This is a genomic window from Pseudonocardia hierapolitana, from assembly GCF_007994075.1.
In the GTDB taxonomy this organism is placed as follows: domain Bacteria; phylum Actinomycetota; class Actinomycetes; order Mycobacteriales; family Pseudonocardiaceae; genus Pseudonocardia; species Pseudonocardia hierapolitana.
On record NZ_VIWU01000001.1, the window covers coordinates 1,927,463 to 1,944,227 of the forward strand.

At 73.3% G+C, this 16,765-nt stretch carries 18 protein-coding genes; 9 read left to right on the top strand and 9 right to left on the bottom strand.

The window, feature by feature from the left end; all coding sequences use genetic code 11:
• Positions 1 to 23 precede the first annotated feature (23 nt).
• Complete coding sequence (locus FHX44_RS09060) at positions 24 to 896, top strand: alpha/beta fold hydrolase (protein ID WP_147255074.1); 873 nt, start codon at positions 24 to 26, stop codon at positions 894 to 896.
• A 167-nt stretch (positions 897 to 1,063) separates the two neighbouring features.
• Here FHX44_RS09060 and FHX44_RS09065 read toward each other — a convergent pair whose 3' ends face one another.
• Positions 1,064 to 1,588, bottom strand: coding sequence for a pyridoxamine 5'-phosphate oxidase family protein (locus FHX44_RS09065; protein ID WP_147255075.1), 525 nt, complete (start codon positions 1,586 to 1,588; stop codon positions 1,064 to 1,066).
• A 130-nt stretch (positions 1,589 to 1,718) separates the two neighbouring features.
• On the opposite strand from FHX44_RS09065, the gene FHX44_RS09070 reads away from it, so the two are divergent.
• Positions 1,719 to 2,360, top strand: a complete 642-nt coding sequence (locus tag FHX44_RS09070; RefSeq protein ID WP_147261023.1) for a DUF1989 domain-containing protein — start codon at positions 1,719 to 1,721, stop codon at positions 2,358 to 2,360.
• Positions 2,357 to 3,223: a polysaccharide deacetylase family protein gene (locus tag FHX44_RS09075; protein ID WP_147255076.1), complete on the top strand. Its 867-nt coding sequence runs from the start codon at positions 2,357 to 2,359 to the stop codon at positions 3,221 to 3,223. The genes FHX44_RS09070 and FHX44_RS09075 overlap by 4 nt, the downstream gene beginning before the upstream one ends.
• Here the strand turns inward: FHX44_RS09075 and FHX44_RS09080 are convergent.
• Positions 3,200 to 4,759, bottom strand: a complete 1,560-nt coding sequence (locus tag FHX44_RS09080) for a PucR family transcriptional regulator (RefSeq protein WP_246170279.1) — start codon at positions 4,757 to 4,759, stop codon at positions 3,200 to 3,202. The two genes, FHX44_RS09075 and FHX44_RS09080, sit on opposite strands and share 24 nt — an antisense overlap.
• A 116-nt stretch (positions 4,760 to 4,875) precedes the next feature.
• Here FHX44_RS09080 and FHX44_RS09085 point away from each other — a divergent pair, with 116 nt between their 5' ends.
• On the top strand, positions 4,876 to 6,267 hold the full coding sequence (locus FHX44_RS09085) for a cytosine permease (protein WP_147255078.1): 1,392 nt from the start codon (positions 4,876 to 4,878) through the stop codon (positions 6,265 to 6,267).
• A gap of 52 nt (positions 6,268 to 6,319) precedes the next feature.
• Here the strand turns inward: FHX44_RS09085 and FHX44_RS09090 are convergent, their stop codons facing one another.
• Both FHX44_RS09090 and FHX44_RS09095 read right to left on the bottom strand, forming a co-directional pair.
• The gene (locus FHX44_RS09090; RefSeq protein WP_147255079.1) at positions 6,320 to 6,547 is read right to left on the bottom strand and encodes a hypothetical protein; all 228 of its coding nucleotides are present in this window, start codon (positions 6,545 to 6,547) and stop codon (positions 6,320 to 6,322) included.
• Positions 6,548 to 6,631: 84 nt separating this feature from the next.
• Positions 6,632 to 8,077: an FAD-dependent oxidoreductase gene (locus tag FHX44_RS09095; RefSeq protein ID WP_170308844.1), complete on the bottom strand. Its 1,446-nt coding sequence runs from the start codon at positions 8,075 to 8,077 to the stop codon at positions 6,632 to 6,634.
• A 105-nt stretch (positions 8,078 to 8,182) separates the two neighbouring features.
• Here FHX44_RS09095 and FHX44_RS09100 point away from each other — a divergent pair, with 105 nt between their 5' ends.
• Complete coding sequence (locus tag FHX44_RS09100; RefSeq protein WP_147255081.1) at positions 8,183 to 9,175, top strand: ABC transporter substrate-binding protein; 993 nt, start codon at positions 8,183 to 8,185, stop codon at positions 9,173 to 9,175.
• A gap of 4 nt (positions 9,176 to 9,179) precedes the next feature.
• On the opposite strand, the gene FHX44_RS09105 is transcribed toward FHX44_RS09100, so the two are convergent.
• The 3 genes from FHX44_RS09105 to FHX44_RS09110 form a co-directional block, all read right to left on the bottom strand.
• On the bottom strand, positions 9,180 to 9,812 hold the full coding sequence (locus FHX44_RS09105; RefSeq protein ID WP_246170280.1) for a TetR/AcrR family transcriptional regulator: 633 nt from the start codon (positions 9,810 to 9,812) through the stop codon (positions 9,180 to 9,182).
• A 27-nt stretch (positions 9,813 to 9,839) separates the two neighbouring features.
• Positions 9,840 to 10,013, bottom strand: a complete 174-nt coding sequence (locus FHX44_RS42070; protein WP_170308845.1) for a hypothetical protein — start codon at positions 10,011 to 10,013, stop codon at positions 9,840 to 9,842.
• Between the two features lie 90 nt (positions 10,014 to 10,103).
• Positions 10,104 to 11,699, bottom strand: a complete 1,596-nt coding sequence (locus tag FHX44_RS09110; protein WP_147255082.1) for a non-homologous end-joining DNA ligase LigD — start codon at positions 11,697 to 11,699, stop codon at positions 10,104 to 10,106.
• A 209-nt stretch (positions 11,700 to 11,908) separates the two neighbouring features.
• Here FHX44_RS09110 and FHX44_RS09115 point away from each other — a divergent pair, with 209 nt between their 5' ends.
• From FHX44_RS09115 to FHX44_RS09130, 4 genes are all read left to right on the top strand, one after another.
• On the top strand, positions 11,909 to 12,259 hold the full coding sequence (locus FHX44_RS09115) for a nuclear transport factor 2 family protein (RefSeq protein WP_147255083.1): 351 nt from the start codon (positions 11,909 to 11,911) through the stop codon (positions 12,257 to 12,259).
• Between the two features lie 85 nt (positions 12,260 to 12,344).
• Positions 12,345 to 13,133, top strand: coding sequence for a PP2C family protein-serine/threonine phosphatase (locus FHX44_RS09120; protein ID WP_147255084.1), 789 nt, complete (start codon positions 12,345 to 12,347; stop codon positions 13,131 to 13,133).
• Between the two features lie 238 nt (positions 13,134 to 13,371).
• Entirely contained in the window at positions 13,372 to 13,752 is a 381-nt protein-coding gene (locus FHX44_RS09125; protein ID WP_147255085.1) for a hypothetical protein, read from the top strand.
• A gap of 210 nt (positions 13,753 to 13,962) precedes the next feature.
• Positions 13,963 to 15,189 (top strand): D-arabinono-1,4-lactone oxidase, encoded by a 1,227-nt coding sequence (locus tag FHX44_RS09130; RefSeq protein ID WP_212612391.1) that lies wholly within the window; start codon positions 13,963 to 13,965, stop codon positions 15,187 to 15,189.
• 1 nt (position 15,190) lies between these two features.
• Here the strand turns inward: FHX44_RS09130 and FHX44_RS09135 are convergent, their stop codons facing one another.
• Together FHX44_RS09135 and FHX44_RS09140 are read right to left on the bottom strand one after the other, a co-directional pair.
• On the bottom strand, positions 15,191 to 15,676 hold the full coding sequence (locus FHX44_RS09135) for an STAS domain-containing protein (protein WP_147255086.1): 486 nt from the start codon (positions 15,674 to 15,676) through the stop codon (positions 15,191 to 15,193).
• A gap of 58 nt (positions 15,677 to 15,734) precedes the next feature.
• Positions 15,735 to 16,463, bottom strand: a complete 729-nt coding sequence (locus FHX44_RS09140; RefSeq protein WP_246170281.1) for an IspD/TarI family cytidylyltransferase — start codon at positions 16,461 to 16,463, stop codon at positions 15,735 to 15,737.
• Between the last annotated feature and the right edge of the window lie 302 nt (positions 16,464 to 16,765).

The following is a 16,765-nucleotide window of genomic DNA, read 5'->3' on the forward strand; positions in this document are numbered from 1 at the left end:
GGACCACGACACGAGGAGGACGCATGGTTCCGGTCGCCCACCGCCGCGTCGATGTGGACGGCATCGAGATCTTCTACCGGGAGGCGGGCCCGGCCGACGCCCCGGTGGTCGTGCTGCCCCACGGCTACCCGTGCTCGTCGTTCCAGTTCCGCCACTACATGGCGGCGCTGGGCGATCGCTGGCGCCTCGTCGCGCCCGACCACCCCGGGTTCGGCCACAGCGCGACCCCCGACCCGGATCGCTTCCCCTACACGTTCGACGCGTACGCGCAGTACCTGCGCCGCTTCGTGGACGTGCTCGGACTGCAGCGCTACGCGATCTACCTGCACGACTACGGGTCCCAGTTCGGCCTGCGGCTGGCGATGAGCGCCCCGGAGCGGGTGGCGGGGCTGATCCTGCAGAACGGCGACATCTACCCGGAGGAGCACGGCCCGAAGTACGCGCCGCTGAAGGCGTTCTGGGACGACCCCACCCCGGAGGGCCGGGACCGGCTGCGGGCCGCGGTGAGCGAGGAGGGATTCCGCGACGAGTTCGTCGGCGAGGTCCCGGAGCGTCAGGTGGAGCAGATCAGCCCCGACCTGTGGACGTTGCACTGGGCATTGGTGCAGCGCCACGGCCGGCGCGAGCACCTGGTCCGGCTGCTGGCCGACCAGGGGTCGACACAGGCGTGGTTCCCGCGGCAGCAGGCGTACCTGCGCGAGCACCGGCCACCCACGCTGATCGCGTGGGGCCCGCACGACGGCTACATGCCCGAGGGCGCCGCCCGGGCCTACCTGCGCGACCTGCCCGACGCCGAACTGCACCTGCTCGACGCCGGGCACTGGGCGCTGGAGACGCACCTCGACGAGATCGTCGCGCTGTCGCGCGCCTTCCTCGCCCGGGTGCACCCCGCCTGACTGGTGCCCCGGCAAGGAAGGTTGGTGCGTAAATCGGCGGATCCAGGTTTCCGCTGGTGTGCCGGCGGGCCGGCCTCGTACCGGGCGTACTCGGGCTGTTCGCCGCTGCGTCCAACGTGGAGCTGGGCCGCCGAGACCCTTGGCGAACCTCCGGCGGGGAGCACTAGCTAGGAGGCCTGCGCGAGCAGCCGCTCCGGCTCGGTGGCGTAGACCGTCATCCAGGTCGGCCGCAACCGGTAGTAGACGACGTCGTTCCAGTCGAACGACGTGTCGCCGTAGAACCCGCGCAGGTACTCGTGGATCGCTGGCCAGTCGGGATGGGTGATCCCGTCCGCGGAGACGAGCTCCTCGACCGTGCCGTGGACGAACACCCCCAACTCCTCCCCGCGCAGGTGCGCGACGCTCGCCGCCGGCCGGGCGCGCAGGTGTCGCGCCTTCGCGGCGCCGCGCGCCGTGCCGAACACCCAGCGGCCGTGCAGGAAGTGCCCGTCGACGGCGCTGACGCGCGGCTCGCCCTTCGCGGTGACGGTGGACAGCACGAGGACGCACATCCCGGTGAGCACCCGCGCCAGCTGCTCGGCGGTCAGGCTGCGCTCGCCGGTGATGATCGACTGCAGGTGCGCGGTGGACCGGCCGAGCGAGGCGTCGATGAGGTTCTGCAGGTCCCGGAGCTCCGGTTCGGTTTCGTACACGCGACGAGCATGGCATTGAAACCTGACAGGACGTGGTCACGAAGTGCGCTGGAGCTTCGCCCAATGGGTGGGCCGTTCGATGGAGGTTCCGCCCTCGCCCGCCGCGTCGCGCGGAGGTTGGGTGAAGGGTATGCAGAGCGACACGATCACCAGACGGATCGAGGTCCCCGGCGGATCGGGGCGGGCGGCGCGCGTACGGGCGGGTGAGCTGGTCCGGGTCGTCGACGTGGCAGGCGGGCAGGTCGGCGACGTCTTCGCGTTCGCGCTCGAGACCCCCGGCGAGCATCCCGGGAACGAACATCACAGCGCCGCGCACACCCGCGCGGCGACGAGCCGGCTCTTCCCCGCCGTCGGGGATCCGTTCGTGACCGACCGCAGGCGCCCGATCCTCACGCTCGTCGCCGACACCTCCCCGGGCTTGCACGACATGCTGATCGCCGCGTGCGACCCGCAGCGGTACGCCCAGCTCGGCGCGCCCGGCCACCGCTCCTGCGCGGCGAACCTGCGCGAGGCCCTCGCCGCCATCGGGCACCCCTACACCGGCCCGACGCCCCAGCCGATCAACGTGTTCATGCGGATCCCGGTCGGCGCCGACGGCACGCTCTCCTGGTTGCCCGCCCCGACCGCGGCGGGGGACGCGATCACCTTCCGGGCGGAGCTGGACGCGGTGGTCGTGGTGTCGTCGTGCCCGCAGGACCTGGTCGGGATCAACCGCGGAGAACCGTCCCCGCTCGCGGTGGAGGTGCTGGCCGGGCAGGGTCGGCAGGCATGAGCGGAAGCTGGCACGGCGGCGCGGCGGCCGTCGCGACGCTGACCTTCGACGTCGACGCGGAGACGCCCGTGCTCGCCGCGGGCCGGGGCTACGCCGACCACATGTCGACGATGTCGCACCAGGCCTTCGGGCCGGAGGTCGGCGTTCCCCGGATCCTGGACCTGCTCGACGAGCTCGCGGTGCCCGCCACGTTCTTCGTGCCCGGGTGGGTGGCGCAGCAGCGGCCCGGCCTGGCGGCGTCGATCGCGGAGCGCGGCCACGAGGTGGCGCACCACTCCTACTCCCACCGGCCACCGACGGCGATGACGGCGGCGCAGGAGCGCGCCGACTTCGAACGGGCGCTCGCGGTGTTCGCCGAGCAGGGCATCCCGATCAGCGGCCACCGCGCGGCGATGTGGGAGGCGAGCTGGCGAACGCCCGCGCTGGTCGCCGAGCACGGCCTGCGCTACGACTCGTCGCTGATGGCCGACGACCGGCCCTACCGGCTCGCAGCAGGCGGTGGCGAGATCGCCGAGCTGCCGGTGCACTGGTCGCTCGACGACTGGGAGCAGTACGCGTTCCTGCCCGCCCCGCAGGTCGGTTCGGTGATCACCGCGCCGTCGACGGTGCTGGGGATGTGGTGCGACGAGCTGGACGCGATGCGGCAGTACCGGTGCCTGTTCAACCTGTGCGTCCACCCGTTCCTGTCCGGGCGGCCGAGCCGGATCGTCGCGCTGCGGAAGCTGATCGAGTTCGCGCTCGACCGCGGTGACGTGCGCTTCGCCCGATGCCGGGACGTGGCGGAAGCTGCGCTGTCGGACTGCGCTCTTCCCGTGCGCCACCCGGAACGCCCGGACGTGTCAGCGGAGGTCTTCCCCGACTGAGGCGGCTTCCAGCGCGAGGAAGAGGTCCACCCGGTCGGCGGTGCGGCCGACGTCGCGGCCCGTGAGTTCGGCGATGCGCGACAGGCGGTTGCGCAGGGTGTTGACGTGCACGTAGAGCGCTTCGGCGGTGGCAGCCCACTGGCCGTCGTGGTCGAGGAACGCCCGAAGGGTCACCTCCAGCTCCCCGCCGCGGCGGCGGTCGTGCTCGCGCAGGGGCCCGAGCACGGTCTCGGCGAACCGGAGCAGCTGCTCGGGCTCCTGCAGGCCCAGCAGGAGCCGGTAGCCGCCGAGCTCGGCGAACGTCGTCACGGCGCTGCCGCCGGGCCGGGACCGGAGCACCCGCATCGCCTCGCGGGCCTGGGACAGCGGCCCCCGCAGGTCCGCGGCGTTCGCCGCCGTGCCACCGATCCCGGCCACCGGGTCCCGGTCGGGGAAGCGCGAGGCCAGTGCGGTGACGAGGCGCGCGGCGAGCGCCGCCAGGTCGGAGGGCGGCCTGCGCCACGGCAGGACGGCCACGACGTCCTGGCTCCCGCCCGCGACGAGCGCGGGGAGGCTCTCGGCGAGGAAGAAGTCCGTGATCGTCTCGACGATTCCGGGGAGCGTCGGATCGCCGGACCGGAAGGCGACGGCGCACACGGTGAGCGGGGCGTCCGGGTCGACGCCGAAGGCGCGCAGCCTGCCCGGCACCTCCGCGGCGCGGTGCGCACCAGAGAGCACCATGTCCAGCAGCTCGCTGGCGAAGCGCTGCTCGATGGCCTGCACGGTCTGCTGGCGCGCGACCTCGAGGGACAGGAACCGCGCCGCCTGCTCCAGCGCGTCGCGCTCCGCCCGGTCCAGCTCCGTGACCGGCCGCAGGCACAGCAGGGCGGCGTCGACGTCGCCCACCGCACCCACCGGGTAGATCGTGGCCCGGCCCGCGGAGCCGAGGTCCACTTCGAGGGGTCGCGGGCGGCGGGCGAGCGCCCGCGCCGCGATACCCGCCTGCTCGGCGTCGAGCTCCGCGCCGGCCACGCCGAGCACGCGTCCCATCCGGTCGACGACGGCGAGCGGCAGGTCGTGGTCCCGGCGCAGCACCGCGAGCACCCCGGACGCGCCCGCTCCGTGCGAGATCGCCGCGGCCAGCGCGTTGCCCCTGCGCACCAGCCCGACGAGGGCCTCCTGGCGCTCGGACGCGTAGCTGGCTGCGGCCGCCCGGGTGATCGCCGTGAACGGCACGTCGACGGAGATCTCCAGCAGCGGCAGGTCCGCGGCCCGGCAGGCCTCGATCAGCTCCTCGGGCGTGCTCGTCCGCTCGGCGCGCAGCCCGAACACGATCCCCGCGGCACCGGCGCGCCGGGCACCCGCCACGAAGCCGGCCGGCTCCGCGGCCCCCAGCCAGAGGCCGTTGGTGAGCACCAGCTCGCGCTCGCGCACGTACCGGGACGGGTCGGCCAGTTCGGTGTTGTGCACCCACACGACCTCGGCGTCCAGCGCCCCCTCCGGGCCCGGAACGAGCAGGCGCAGCTCGAGCGCCGGGTCGGCGAGAAGGGCGCGCATCGTGAGCACGGTGGAAATCTATCCAGCCCAGCGGCTGATCCCTAGATGTTCCTCCAGTCCACGTGCGGCCCTGTCCCTGATTGCCTGGACGCCTCGTCGCACAGAGAGGCGTCACCGTGGCCGCAACCCGAACGACCGAGCAGACCGAGACCGTCCCCTTCGACGCGCACGGGATCGATCCGATCCCGCCGTCCAGCCGCGACTCGACACCGTGGGAGCAGTTCTGGATCTGGGCGGGGGCGAACATCGCCCCGATCAACTGGGTGCTCGGGGCACTCGGGATCACGCTCGGGCTGTCGCTGGTCGAGACGCTGGTCGTGGTCGCGCTCGGCAACGTCGTCGGCTGCGCGGTGTTCGGCCTGTTCAACGTCATCGGCCACCGGACGGCGGTGAACCAGATGGTGCTCGGGCGGGCGCCGTTCGGGATCCGCGGCGCGGTGGTCCCGGGCGTCGTGCAGGGCCTGCTGACGATGGCATGGGTCGGCGTCAACACCTGGGTGGTGCTCGACCTCGCGCTCGCCGTGCTGGCCCGGATGGGGGTACAGGGCGGCGTGGGGCTGGAGTACGCGGTCGCCGCAGTGATCATGGTCGTGCAGCTCGGCCTCGCCCTGTACGGCTTCTACGCGATCCGCACGTTCGAGAAGTACACGGTGCCGGCGACCGTCGTCGTCATGATCGTGATGACGGTGCTCGCCATGGCGCAGACCGACGTCGACTGGACCGGCGGCAGCGCGGTCACCGCCGGCGACAAGCTCACGGCCGTCACGCAGCTGCTCACCGCCATCGGCGTCGGCTGGGGCATCTCGTGGGTGCCCTACTCGGCGGACTACAGCCGTTTCGTCCGGGTGCGCGCGTCCGGCCGCTCGGTGTTCTGGGCCTCGGCGCTCGGCATGTACGTCCCGACGGTGTGGCTGGCCGCGCTCGGCGCGTGCCTGGCGAGTGCAGGGGGCACCGGCGACCCGTCCGAGCTGGTGGTGAGCACGTTCGGCGCGATGGCCGTCCCCGTGCTGCTGCTGATCATGCACGGTCCGGTGGCGACGAACATCCTGAACCTGTACTCGTGTTCGCTGGCCGCACTGACGGTCGGGATCCGCGTCGCCCGGTGGAAGCTCACGCTCGTGGCCGGGATCGTCGCGTCGGCCGTGCTCGTGGTGTTCGTCCGGGCCGACAGCTTCGCGCACGCGTTCGACCAGTGGATGGTCTCGATCCTGGTGTGGATCAGTCCGTGGGCGGCGATCGTGCTGGTGGACTACTTCGTGCTGCGCCGCGGCCGCGTCGACGTCGCGGGGCTCTACGCGGCGCCGGACGCCTCGCCGTTCGGGTCCGTGCGCCGCGGCGCGCTCGTGGCGCTCGGATCGGGGTTGGTGGCCGGTTGGAGCTGGCAGTACGGGCTGGTGCCTGCGATGCAGGGTCCGGTCGCGGTGGCCATGGGCGGCACCGACTTCTCCTGGCTCGCCGGCGGTCTCGTGGCGGGCGGTCTGTACCGGCTGCTGGCCCGCCGCATGTGAGAGTGCGACGGCCCGCCGGCGCGATTCACGTCGACGGGCCGGGGTGCCGGTATCAGCTGATCCGCCGGGCGAGCAGCTGCTTGCCCTGCTCCGCGCCCTTGCGGCTCTCGCCCTGCGCCTTCCGGAAGAACTCGGCGAGCTCGTTGTCGCCGTCCCGCTCGGCGTCCTGGATGTAGGTCTCCAGTCGCAGGGCGTTGCTCAGGCACGCCTCCGTGAACCAGATGATGTTGTAGTCCTTGTCCTTGGTCCCGGTGACCTGCCCGGTCTCGGTCGTGGACATCAGCTCGCTGCCTCCTCGTTCGTCGGCGACTGTCCGGATAACCACGGCGTACCCACTGTGGGGAGCGACACGCGCCGGAGCGGCTCACCGCCAACCATCGGAGGCGGCGATGACGCCGTCGGGCCGGACGAGGACGGTCCGACCGCCGTACACGGCGGCCCAGCGGTTCCGGTGTCGCCGCGCGACCTGCTCGCGCCCGACCTCGCGCATCCGGTGCGCGTGCGACGGCCCTGCGGTGCCGGGATCACGCACCGCGGTGAACGCCGTCGGGTCGAAGAGGTCGAGCATGCTGCGACCGTCGACGAGCTCGATGTGAGGGGCGCGGGTGCCCGGCCGGCCCGACGGGTAGGCGGGATCCTCCACGAGACCGGTCACGGAGGCGTGCCCGCTCGGGTAGCAGAACCCGAGGACGAGGGTGGTGGCGTCGATCTGGTCGGGGAGGGGAGGCCGGCCCGGGGCCTTGCGCGAGCGCAGGAGCGCCTGCGCGACCGTGAGCTCGGCGATCGGCGCGCGCTCGGCCTCGTAGGTGTCGAGCAGCGGATCGGGTGCGTCGCCGCGGCAGACCGCGGCGAGCTTCCACGCCAGGTTGTGGGCGTCCTGCACCCCGGTGTTGCCGCCGAACCCGCCGTAGGGCGGCATGACGTGTGCGGCGTCGCCGACGAGGAAGACCCGCCCGCTGCGGAACCGGTCGGCGACGTACGCCCCGCTGGTCCACGTCTGCACGCTCTCGATGACCGGCTGGAGCTCCGGAAGGCCGGTCGCGGCGCGGACGACGTCGCCCACGTACGCGCCGACGCGCTGCGGATCCCACTCGGCCCGCAGGTACGTGCCCAGCTGCCACGTCCGCTCGGCGGCGTTGCCCCGGGCGAACAGGAACGCTTCCGCCGCGCGGGCCAGCAGCGCGTCGACCCGGCGGCCGCGCAGCGCGGGCTCGAGGTCGGCGCGGAACAGCACGCTCACCGCCGTGCCCTCGACCGGCTCGCCGTGCCGCCCGATGGCGAGCCTCGTGCACAGCGGGCTGTGGGCACCGTCGGCCGCGACGGCGTAGCGGGCGCGTACCGTCGCGGCGCCGGACCCGTCGAGCGTTGCGGTCACGCCGTCACCGTGGTCGGTGAGCGCCGTCGCGGTCGTGGAGAAGCGGACGTCGGCGCCGAGATCGACCGCGCGGGCGCGCAGGATCGGCTCGATCCGCTGCTGGTCGCAGGAGTAGGGCGTGGTCGGGCTCAGGTCGCCACCGGACGCCTCGTCGGACGGCGGCGGCACCCAGGTCTCGTGCTCGCCCGCGAGGGTGTCGGCCAGGACGAACCCGGCGTTCGGCTCGCCCGCCGCGCGGACGGAATCCTCCACACCGAGTGCGCGGTACAGCTCCATGGAGCGGACGTTCACCAGGCGCGCCTTCGGATGCATCGACGTGGACGGGTGCCGTTCGGCGAGGAGCACCCGGGTGCCGTGCCGTGCGAGGAACGCGGCCGTGGTCAACCCGGCGAGGCCGCCCCCGACCACCAGGACGTCGGTCTCGACGACGCTCACCGGGACCCGCTCACTTCCACAGAGTGACGATATCCGCCGCCCACCGGCGGTTTTGCTCGGATCGAGACAAGTTAGCCTCTCCTCAGTTCTGGACAGGGAGGCTCGATGAGGTGGATGGCGGCAGCCGGGGCGCTGGTCCTGGCACTGGTGGCGGGATGCGGCGGGACCCCCGACACGGGGTCAGCGGGGCCCGGCAACACGGACGTGGCCACCGGAGGCCGGCTCTTCTCCACCGCCGACGAGGCCACGGCCAAGCTGGGTGCCGACGCCGCGCCCGGCGTGTTCCCGCGGACGATCACCCACGCCCGGGGCACCACCCGGCTCGAGCAGAAGCCCCAGCGGGTCGTCGTCCTCGACACCGGGGAGATCGACGCCGTGCTCGCGCTGGGCATCGTCCCGATCGGGACGGCCACCCCGAACGGCACCGTCCCCTCGTACCTGCAGCCGCAGCTCGCCGGCAGCACGAACGTCGGCTCGCTCGACGGGCTGCGGCTGGAGGCGATCGCCGCGCTGCAGCCGGACCTGATCCTCGGCAGCCAGCTGCGCGTCGACGAGCTGTACGACCAGCTGTCGGCGATCGCCCCGACCGTGCTGAGCATCCGGCCCGGGTTCCCGTGGAAGGAGAACCTGCTGCTCGCGGGCGCCGCGCTCGGCGAGGAGACCAAGGCCACGGAGCTGCTCAACGACTACCAGCGCCGCGCCGACGCGATCCGGGCGCGCTTCACCCAGCCGCCCACGATCTCGCTGCTGCGGTTCATGCCCGAGCGCATCCGGCTCTACGGCAACCTCTCGATGATCGGCGTCGTCCTGAAGGACGTCGGGCTCCCGCGCCCGGCCAACCAGGACATCCAGGAGCTCGCCGCGGAGATCTCACCGGAACGGATCTCGGAGTCCGACGCCGACTGGATCTTCTACTCCAGCTACGGCCCGAAGGAGGGCACGGCCGAGGGCTCGGTGGTCGGCGGGGAGCTGTGGAACCGGCTCGGCGCCGTGCAGCGCGGCACCGCACGCCCCGTCGACGACGAGGTGTGGTTCCTCGGCCTCGGCCCGATGGGCGCGTCCCGTGTGCTCGACGACCTGCAGGCGTTCCTGGCCTGACGGCTCACCGACCCGCTGACGCACGATCCTCGAGCGTCGACAGGTAGCCCTTCAACGCCCGCTTCAGCTCACCGACGAGCGCGGCCCGCTCCGGTCCGGCGGCAGCCGCGATCACCCCTGTCATCGACCGCACGATCTGCACGGCGACGAGGGCGGCCCGCTCCCGGTCGGCCGGAGGCAGGGCGGGCACCCGTGCCCCGATCACCGCCGTCACGCGGCCGAGCAGGGTCTCCTGCAACGGCCGGGTGGCCGCGGCCAGCTGGGCGGGCGCGTCGGGACCCGCGAGCAGCGCCTTCGCACCGGGGTTGGCCAGGCTGAACGCGATCAGCGGATCGAGGATCCGGTCCAGCAGGTCCTCGAGCGGCAGATCGGCCACGTCCGCTCCCTCGAACGCGGCCGCGTGCGCCGCCGCCATCCGCTCGGCGAGGCGCGCCGACAGCGCCTCGGCGATCGCCTCCTTGTTGGCGAAGAACTGGTACAGCGAGCCGGGCGAGATGCCGGCCCGCGCCGCGATCCGGTTGGTGGACGCCGCCTCGTAGCCGACCTCGGCGAACAGGGCCAGCGCGGCGTCGAGGATCTCGGCGATGCGCCGCTCCCCGCGCGCCTGACGGCGCACCGGCCTGCCTGCGGTCGTCACCCCCGCATCCTGCCGTACGGCGAGAGCTCAGCGCTCCGCGTCGGACCCGTCGCCGAGGGGCTCGTCGCCCGCGATCTCCAGGTAGGTGTCGACCTCCTGCGGTGTCGGGTCGATCCCCACCGCCTCGGCGTACGCCTCGGCGCGCTCGGGGTCGTGCGCGAAGCCGGGCTCGGCCTCCGGCTGCGCGTCGGGTGCAGTCATGGCCGTCTCCTCGTGCTCGGTCGGCAGATCGTCCGGTTGTTCCGACGCTGTACCCCGCACGGGACGACGTATGTGCCCGTGGACCGGCCGCTACAGCTCCGGGAGCCGCTGCGGCCTGCCGATCAGCTCGGCGAGCGGGTCGCCCGCCTCCTCCACCCGGTCGAGGACGGTGCGGATCGTCCAGCGGTCGGGGCGCAGGTCGGGATCGTCGAGCTCGTCCCACGTGATCGGGACGGAGACCGGGGCACCAGGCGCGGGCCGCGCGCTGTACGGGGCGATCAGGGTCTTGTTGATCGCGTTCTGCGTGTAGTCGAGGCGGGCCAGGCCGCGCCGGCGGTCCTTCTGCCACTCCCAGCTGATCATGTCCGGCACCGTGCGTCCGATCGCCCGCGACACCTTCTCCACCCACCCGCGGGTGTCGGCGAACGTGTACCCGCCCGCCACCGGCACCCAGATCTGCACGCCGCGCTTGCCGGTGACCTTGGGCGCCGCCGTGACACCCAGGTGCTGCAGCGCGGTGCGGTAGAGACCGGCGAGCACGAGGACGTCGGCGAACGAGGAGCGCTCGCCGGGGTCGACGTCGATCAGCGCCCACGTCGGCTCGTGGACGTCCGGCAGCCGGGACGTCCAGGGGTTGAGCTCGACCGCGCCCCAGTTCGCCATCCAGACGAGCGCCGCCACGCTGTCCACCACCGCATAACAGACCGTCTCGCCCGGATCCGCCTCCTCGTTGCGCCACTGCGTGAGCCACTCCGGCGCGTAGTCGGGCATCTCCTTGTGCCAGAAGCCGGGCTTGTCGGTCCCGTCGGGATAGCGGTGCAGGTTCACCGGGCGGTCGTGGAGGAACGGGAGCATGTGCGGGGCGACCTGCGCGTGGTAGCGGACGAAGTCCCGCTTCGTGACCGGCGGCTCGCCGTCACGCCCCGGGAAGAGCACCTTGTCCAGGTTGGTGAGCTGCACGTCGAGCCCCTGGACCGTCCACCGGCCCTTCCGCCCCAGCGCGTCGAGGGCGGTCAGCTCGTCGGGCGTCGGCGGGTCCCACGTCGGCGCGGTGCCGCCGAGGGCGACGGCGGCCTCGGCGGCGGGCCGGTCACTCAGCCACAGGGCGTCCGGCTCGGCCGCCACCTCGTCGTTGGTGCGGCCGCTCTTGACCGACCGCGGGTGCTCCTCCGGGTCCCAGCCGGCGACGGCGTGGTCGTCGTTCTTGTGCAGCATCAGCCACTGCTCCTTGCCCGACCGGTCCTTGCCCGTGCGGACCAGCACGAACCGTCCGGCGAGCTTCTCGCCACGCACGTCGAAGTGCAGCTCGCCGTCCGCGACGGCGGCGGCCGGGTCGTCGGTGCGCGCGGGCTCCCACGTCCCCCAGTCCCAGACCACGACGTCCCCACCGCCGTACTCCCCGCGCGGGATGATCCCCTCGAAGTCGAAGTACTCGATCGGGTGGTCCTCGACGTGGACGGCCAGCTGCCGCGCCTTCGGGTCCAGCGACGGGCCCTTCGGCACCGCCCAGCTCACCAGCACGCCGTCGATCTCGAGCCGGAAGTCGTAGTGCAGCCGCCGCGCCCGGTGGCGCTGCACGACGAACCGCCCCGTGGCCGGCGCGACCCGACCGCCCGCCGGCTCGGGCGTGGCGCCGAAGTCGCGCATCGATCGGTAGGTGGCGAGGCGGTCCGCCTGGTCGGTCATGCCTACGGGGTACCCCGCTCGGTCCTCGCGCAGCACCGTCGCGTGCGTCGCGGCGCCGAGACCCCCCGAAGGTGAATCACCCGGCGGGCCCGCGCCCTCCTCCGAGGTGACACCGCTGAGGGGAGGACATCGATGGGTACCGAGCTCGCACAGCTGGTTCGCACCCGGGTGGCGTGTTGCAACGAGGGTGACTGGCTGCCGTGCGCGCCATGACCGGTGCCGGTTACGCGTACTGCGAGGCCGGCACCGGCGGGCGCATCGACGACATCGATGACGTGCTCGCCGCGCTCGAGCGGTTGCGCGGGGCCGTCCCGGACACGCGGGCCGAGGTCGGGCGGGTGCTCGGCGATGCCGACGTGACCGTTGCCGAACTCGTATGGAGCGCGACGATCGCGCAGCGGCGGCTGCGCGTGGTCGACCGGATGTGGGCGCGCTGGGCGGACGGCAAGGTGGTCGCCGAGTGGCACGAGGTGGGCGTGCCGGCCCTGATCGCGCTGCTCGCCGGCCGGGATCCGGCCGGGTGCGGCGTCACCTCCGCCGCGCCGGGCGGGTCCGAGTAGCCGTGCCTGCAGCGATCGTTCGCTACCCTGCGCTGCGGCCCGGTCACTCCGGGCCGGGACGGAGCCGGGGCGGCGGGGGGCGCGGATGGCGGAGCCGGAAGGCACCGACCGGGTCGAGACCGACCTCGAGGTGGTCGCCGGGGTCACCGACCGCGGCCACGTCCACGAGCGCAACGAGGATGCGATGGCGCTCGGCCGGCTGCAGGACGGCACGGTGGCGGCCGTGGTCTGCGACGGCGTGTCCACGTCGCTCGCGCCCCAGCAGGCCTCGCGGCTGGCGGCCGACACCGCGCTCGACGTGCTGCTCACCAGCACCGCCCCGGCCCCCGAGCGCGTGGACGCCGCCGTCCGCGCGGCCGCGTCCGCGGTGGCGGTCCTCGGCCGCGCGGGCGATCCCCACGCACCGTCCTGCACGCTCGTGTGCGCGCTGGCGCGTCCCGGCGAGATCGCCGTCGGCTGGATCGGCGACAGCCGCGCCTACTGGCTCGCCCCGCCCGACGCCGCCGAGCCCGCCCGCCTCGTGACCACCGACCACTCGTGGGCCGCTCAGATGGTCGTCGCCGGCGTGCTCGACGAAGCGGCGGCGATGCGGGACCCGCGGGCTCACGCGATCACGCGCTGGCTCGGTGCCGGTGGCACGGGGGAGGCGGAGATCGCGATGCTGCACCCGGCCGGCCCGGGCGCGCTGCTGCTCTGCAGCGACGGGCTCTGGAACTACCTGCCCGGCGCCACCGACGTCGCTGCCGTCGCGCTCCCGGAGCTGGCAGACGGCGGGCCGATCGCGGCCGCGGAGGCCCTGACGGCGCTCGCCCTCGACGCGGGCGGCCGCGACAACGTCACCGTGGTCGTCATCCCGGCCCATCCAGGTGAATGATCTTCACGATGCGTGACGGCCTCGGCGGGCCACATGCCTGAATCCGGATTCATTGCAACCGGAAAGAGGGCGTAACCAAACGCAGAGTGCGCGGCTCACTCGATGGTGGTACGTGATTTGTTTCGCCCCACCGTGTCCCGCTAACTTTTTCCGTAGTCAGCGAAGGCTCCCCGTCATATCCGCTGACCTTGGATGGGTTGGCTCCGGTCGACTCCGGACACTCAACAGGAGATGAACTGTGCTGAAGAAGGCTGGAATCGTCGTGGCCACGGCCGCTGCTGGCCTGCTCGCGGTCAGCCCGCTCGCCTTCGCCGGCGACGACCACGGCAAGACCAAGGTCGAGGACGTCAACCACATCGACGGCTCGACCCACGGCGGGCTGCTCAACGTCGGGGGCAACAACCTCGCCGTGCCCGTGAACGTGTGCGACAACCAGGTGCCGGTGAACGTCCTGGGCGTCCAGGTGCCGCTCAACGACACCCACGTCCTCGCCCAGCTGACCGGTGCGATCGGCCTGCTGAGCAGCGACACGGACGCCGAGTCCGACGGTGACAACACGATCGACGACTCCTGCACGGCGGAGGCCGAGTCCGGCGACAGCGCCGAGATCGACGACTGATCGTCGACAGGGCGAGAACGGCGCCGGGCCTTCGGGCCCGGCGCCGTTTCACGTTCCGGGCCACAATCCAATTCGAGGCGGAACACGTCCGGAATCCGACCGTTTTCGCACCGGGTCGGAGACGGTGGTGCGGGAGCCCTGCTCGCGGCATCCTGCTCGCCGTGACGTGGATCAACTGGGCCGGACGAGCGCTGCGCACCGGCCGCCGTCGTGCGACCGGGTTCCGTCGAGGAGCTGGCCGCCGCGGTGCGTGATGCAGGTGCGCGGACCGTGCGCGTGGCCGGCGCCGGGCACTCCTTCGGCGACCTCGTCGCCACGGACGGCGTGTTGCTGCAGCTCGACGGGCTCGCCGACGTGCTCGCCGTCGACCGGGCCGCCGGTCTGGTGCGGGTGGGCGCCGGCATCCGGCTGCACTCACTGAACGCCGTCCTCGACGCGCTCGGCCTCGCCCTGCCCAACCTCGGCGACATCGACCGGCAGAGCGTGGCGGGCGCGATCTCCACGGCCACGCACGGCACCGGGGCGCGGCTGGGCAACCTCGCCACGCAGGTCGAGGAGCTGGAGCTCGTGCTCGCCGACGGCAGCGTGCTGCGGTGCGCTCCCGGCAGCGACGAGCTGTGCGCCGCCCGGGTGAGCCTCGGCGCGCTCGGCGTCGTTGCGAGCGTGACGCTGCGGGTCGTGCCCGCGTTCCGCCTGCGCGCCGAGGACCGGGCCCGGCCACTGGACGAGACGCTCGGCCGGCTCGACGAGCACGTGGCCGGCAGCGACCACTTCGAGTTCTACGTCTTCCCCCACTCCGACCGGGCACTCACCCGCACCAACACGCGCACCGGCGCCCCCGCCGCGCCGCGGGGCGCGCTGCGCCGGCTACTGGACGAGGAGCTCGTGCCCAACGGCCTGATCGGTGCGGTCTGCCGGCTCGGCAGGCGGTTCCCGGCCGCGATCCCGCGCCTGAACCGCCAGGTGGCGGCCGCGTTCACCGCGAGCGTCCACACGAACGTGAGTCACCGCGTGTTCACCGGCCGGCGCCGGGTGCGGTTCACCGAAATGGAGTGGGCGGTGCCCCGCGCGGCGTGCGTGCCCGTGCTGCGGGCCGCCCTGCGCGCGGCGGAGCAGCACGTCGTGAACTTCCCGATCGAGGTGCGGTTCACCGCGGCCGACGAGGAGTCCTTCCTCAGCCCTTCATGGCAGCGGGACACGGCCTACGTGGCCGTGCACGCGTTCGAGGGCATGCCGTGGGAGCCCTACTTCCGCGATGTGCAGGCCGCGGCGCTCGACCACGACGGGCGGCCGCACTGGGGCAAGCGCCACCTGCTCGACGCCGCGGCGCTCGCACCCCGCTACCCGGCGTGGGACCGCTTCCAGGCCGTCCGGGACCGGCTCGATCCGAACCGCCGGTTCACCAACCCGCACGTCGAGCGTGTGCTGGGCGCCTGAGTCAGCCGGTCAGCGATGTGCCGGGGCTGGTCTCGCGCCCGTCGTCCGCGACGGGGACCGACGGGCACGGCCAGCCTTGGCTGCTGCGTGGCCGGCCGACCCCCACCACTGTCGCCGACCGCCCCATCAGCTCCCGCTCCGCCCGCTCCACCGTGGAGAACGACGAGAACTCCGCGAGTTCGGCGGTGATGGCCTCGGGGAGCAGTGGCTCCCGTGCGCTCAGACCCGCCAGGTGCAGCTGGATCCCGGCGGCGCAGGCCCCGTCCCTCGCCCGGCGAAGCACCCCGAAGTCGTCGGTGGCGAAGAAGCTGACCTCGCCGAGATCGACGACGAGGTGCCCTGAGCCGCCGGGCCGGGCGGCCCGGGTGGCGACCAGCCCCGCCAGCCGCCCGACGGTCGCCTGGTCGAGCACTCCGGCCACCCCGACCACACACAGGTTCGGCGAACGCACCTCCACCGACAGCTGTGCCCCGTAGAAACGCGCCACCCGTACCTCCCACCGCGCGCCGGTCCCTCCGGATCAGCTGTACCCCGGAGGTGGGCGCTCATACCGTCCCGATCGGTGCGGCGTGCTCGGCGACGAGCAGGTCGTGCGCGTAGGTGATCTTGATGTTGCGCTCGTCACCCGGCACCCAGCGGATCGGCACGTCGGGCGCGAAGCGCTCCATGCAGGACGCGGTGTCGGTGCCGACGAACCCGCAAGCGGCGGCCTCCTCGTAGGCCGCGAGCAACGGCGCGGCCCGGAACGCCTGCGGCGTCTGCACCGCGACGAGCCGATCGGGTGACGGACCGACAAGCCCGGCCCCGTCGGGGGCCGCCGCGGCGAGGTCGTCCCGCCAAAGGCCCGGCACCGCCCCACCCTCGGCCCGCGCAGCTGCCAGCACCGACGACGCGAGCTCCCGGGTGGCGAGCGGACGCGCGGCGTCGTGCACGAGCACCGCGTCGACCGCGCCGGCGTCGATGCGGGCGGCGAGCCGGCGCAGCCCGGCCAGCTCGGACTCCTGCCGCGTGCGCCCGCCGACGACCACCTCGACGCCGCCCGCGGTGTGCTCGGCGAGTACCTGCTCGGCGAGCGGCCGGTCCGGCTCGCGCACCACCAGCACGACGGCGCCGACCTCCGGCATGCCGGCGAACGTCGCGAGCGACCAGGCGAGCACCGGCCTCCCGCGCAGGGGCAGGTAGACCTTGTTCCGCTCGGCGCCCAGACGCGTGCCGCTGCCGCCCGCCAGCACGATGGCTGCGGCCGCGGCCGGGCCCGGCGATGGCGGTTCCACAGGGCCAAGTGTGGCACCTGTGTGCCGGATCGCCCCGCACACCGCCGGAGCGGTCCGTATCGTCTCCACGGGTGACAGCGGCGTCCCGACCACTGCCGACATCGGCGGAGGGACGGGGAGAACCGCTCGAATCCCCCACCTGACGAGGTGCGCCGCGGTGCCTGCGATCACTCCCAGTAGGCTCCGGCGAATTCCTCGTCCCGCCGCCGGAGGACCGACCGCCAGAGGGGGGTGCGCATGACCGACGACAGACAGCGCGTGCCCGGCCGCGACCGAGCGACGCCTCCACCGCGGCAGGCGCC

Coding starts and splice junctions, on each gene's coding strand:
- FHX44_RS09100 (WP_147255081.1), top strand. CDS start 8,183: ATGAGGTGGATGGCGGCAGCCGGGGCGCTGGTCCTGGCACTGGTGGCG.
- FHX44_RS09060 (WP_147255074.1), top strand. CDS start 24: ATGGTTCCGGTCGCCCACCGCCGCGTCGATGTGGACGGCATCGAGATC.
- FHX44_RS09075 (WP_147255076.1), top strand. CDS start 2,357: ATGAGCGGAAGCTGGCACGGCGGCGCGGCGGCCGTCGCGACGCTGACC.
- FHX44_RS09080 (WP_246170279.1), bottom strand. CDS start 4,759: ATGCGCGCCCTTCTCGCCGACCCGGCGCTCGAGCTGCGCCTGCTCGTT.
- FHX44_RS42070 (WP_170308845.1), bottom strand. CDS start 10,013: ATGACTGCACCCGACGCGCAGCCGGAGGCCGAGCCCGGCTTCGCGCAC.
- FHX44_RS09070 (WP_147261023.1), top strand. CDS start 1,719: ATGCAGAGCGACACGATCACCAGACGGATCGAGGTCCCCGGCGGATCG.
- FHX44_RS09090 (WP_147255079.1), bottom strand. CDS start 6,547: ATGTCCACGACCGAGACCGGGCAGGTCACCGGGACCAAGGACAAGGAC.
- FHX44_RS09110 (WP_147255082.1), bottom strand. CDS start 11,699: ATGACCGACCAGGCGGACCGCCTCGCCACCTACCGATCGATGCGCGAC.
- FHX44_RS09115 (WP_147255083.1), top strand. CDS start 11,909: ATGACCGGTGCCGGTTACGCGTACTGCGAGGCCGGCACCGGCGGGCGC.
- FHX44_RS09120 (WP_147255084.1), top strand. CDS start 12,345: ATGGCGGAGCCGGAAGGCACCGACCGGGTCGAGACCGACCTCGAGGTG.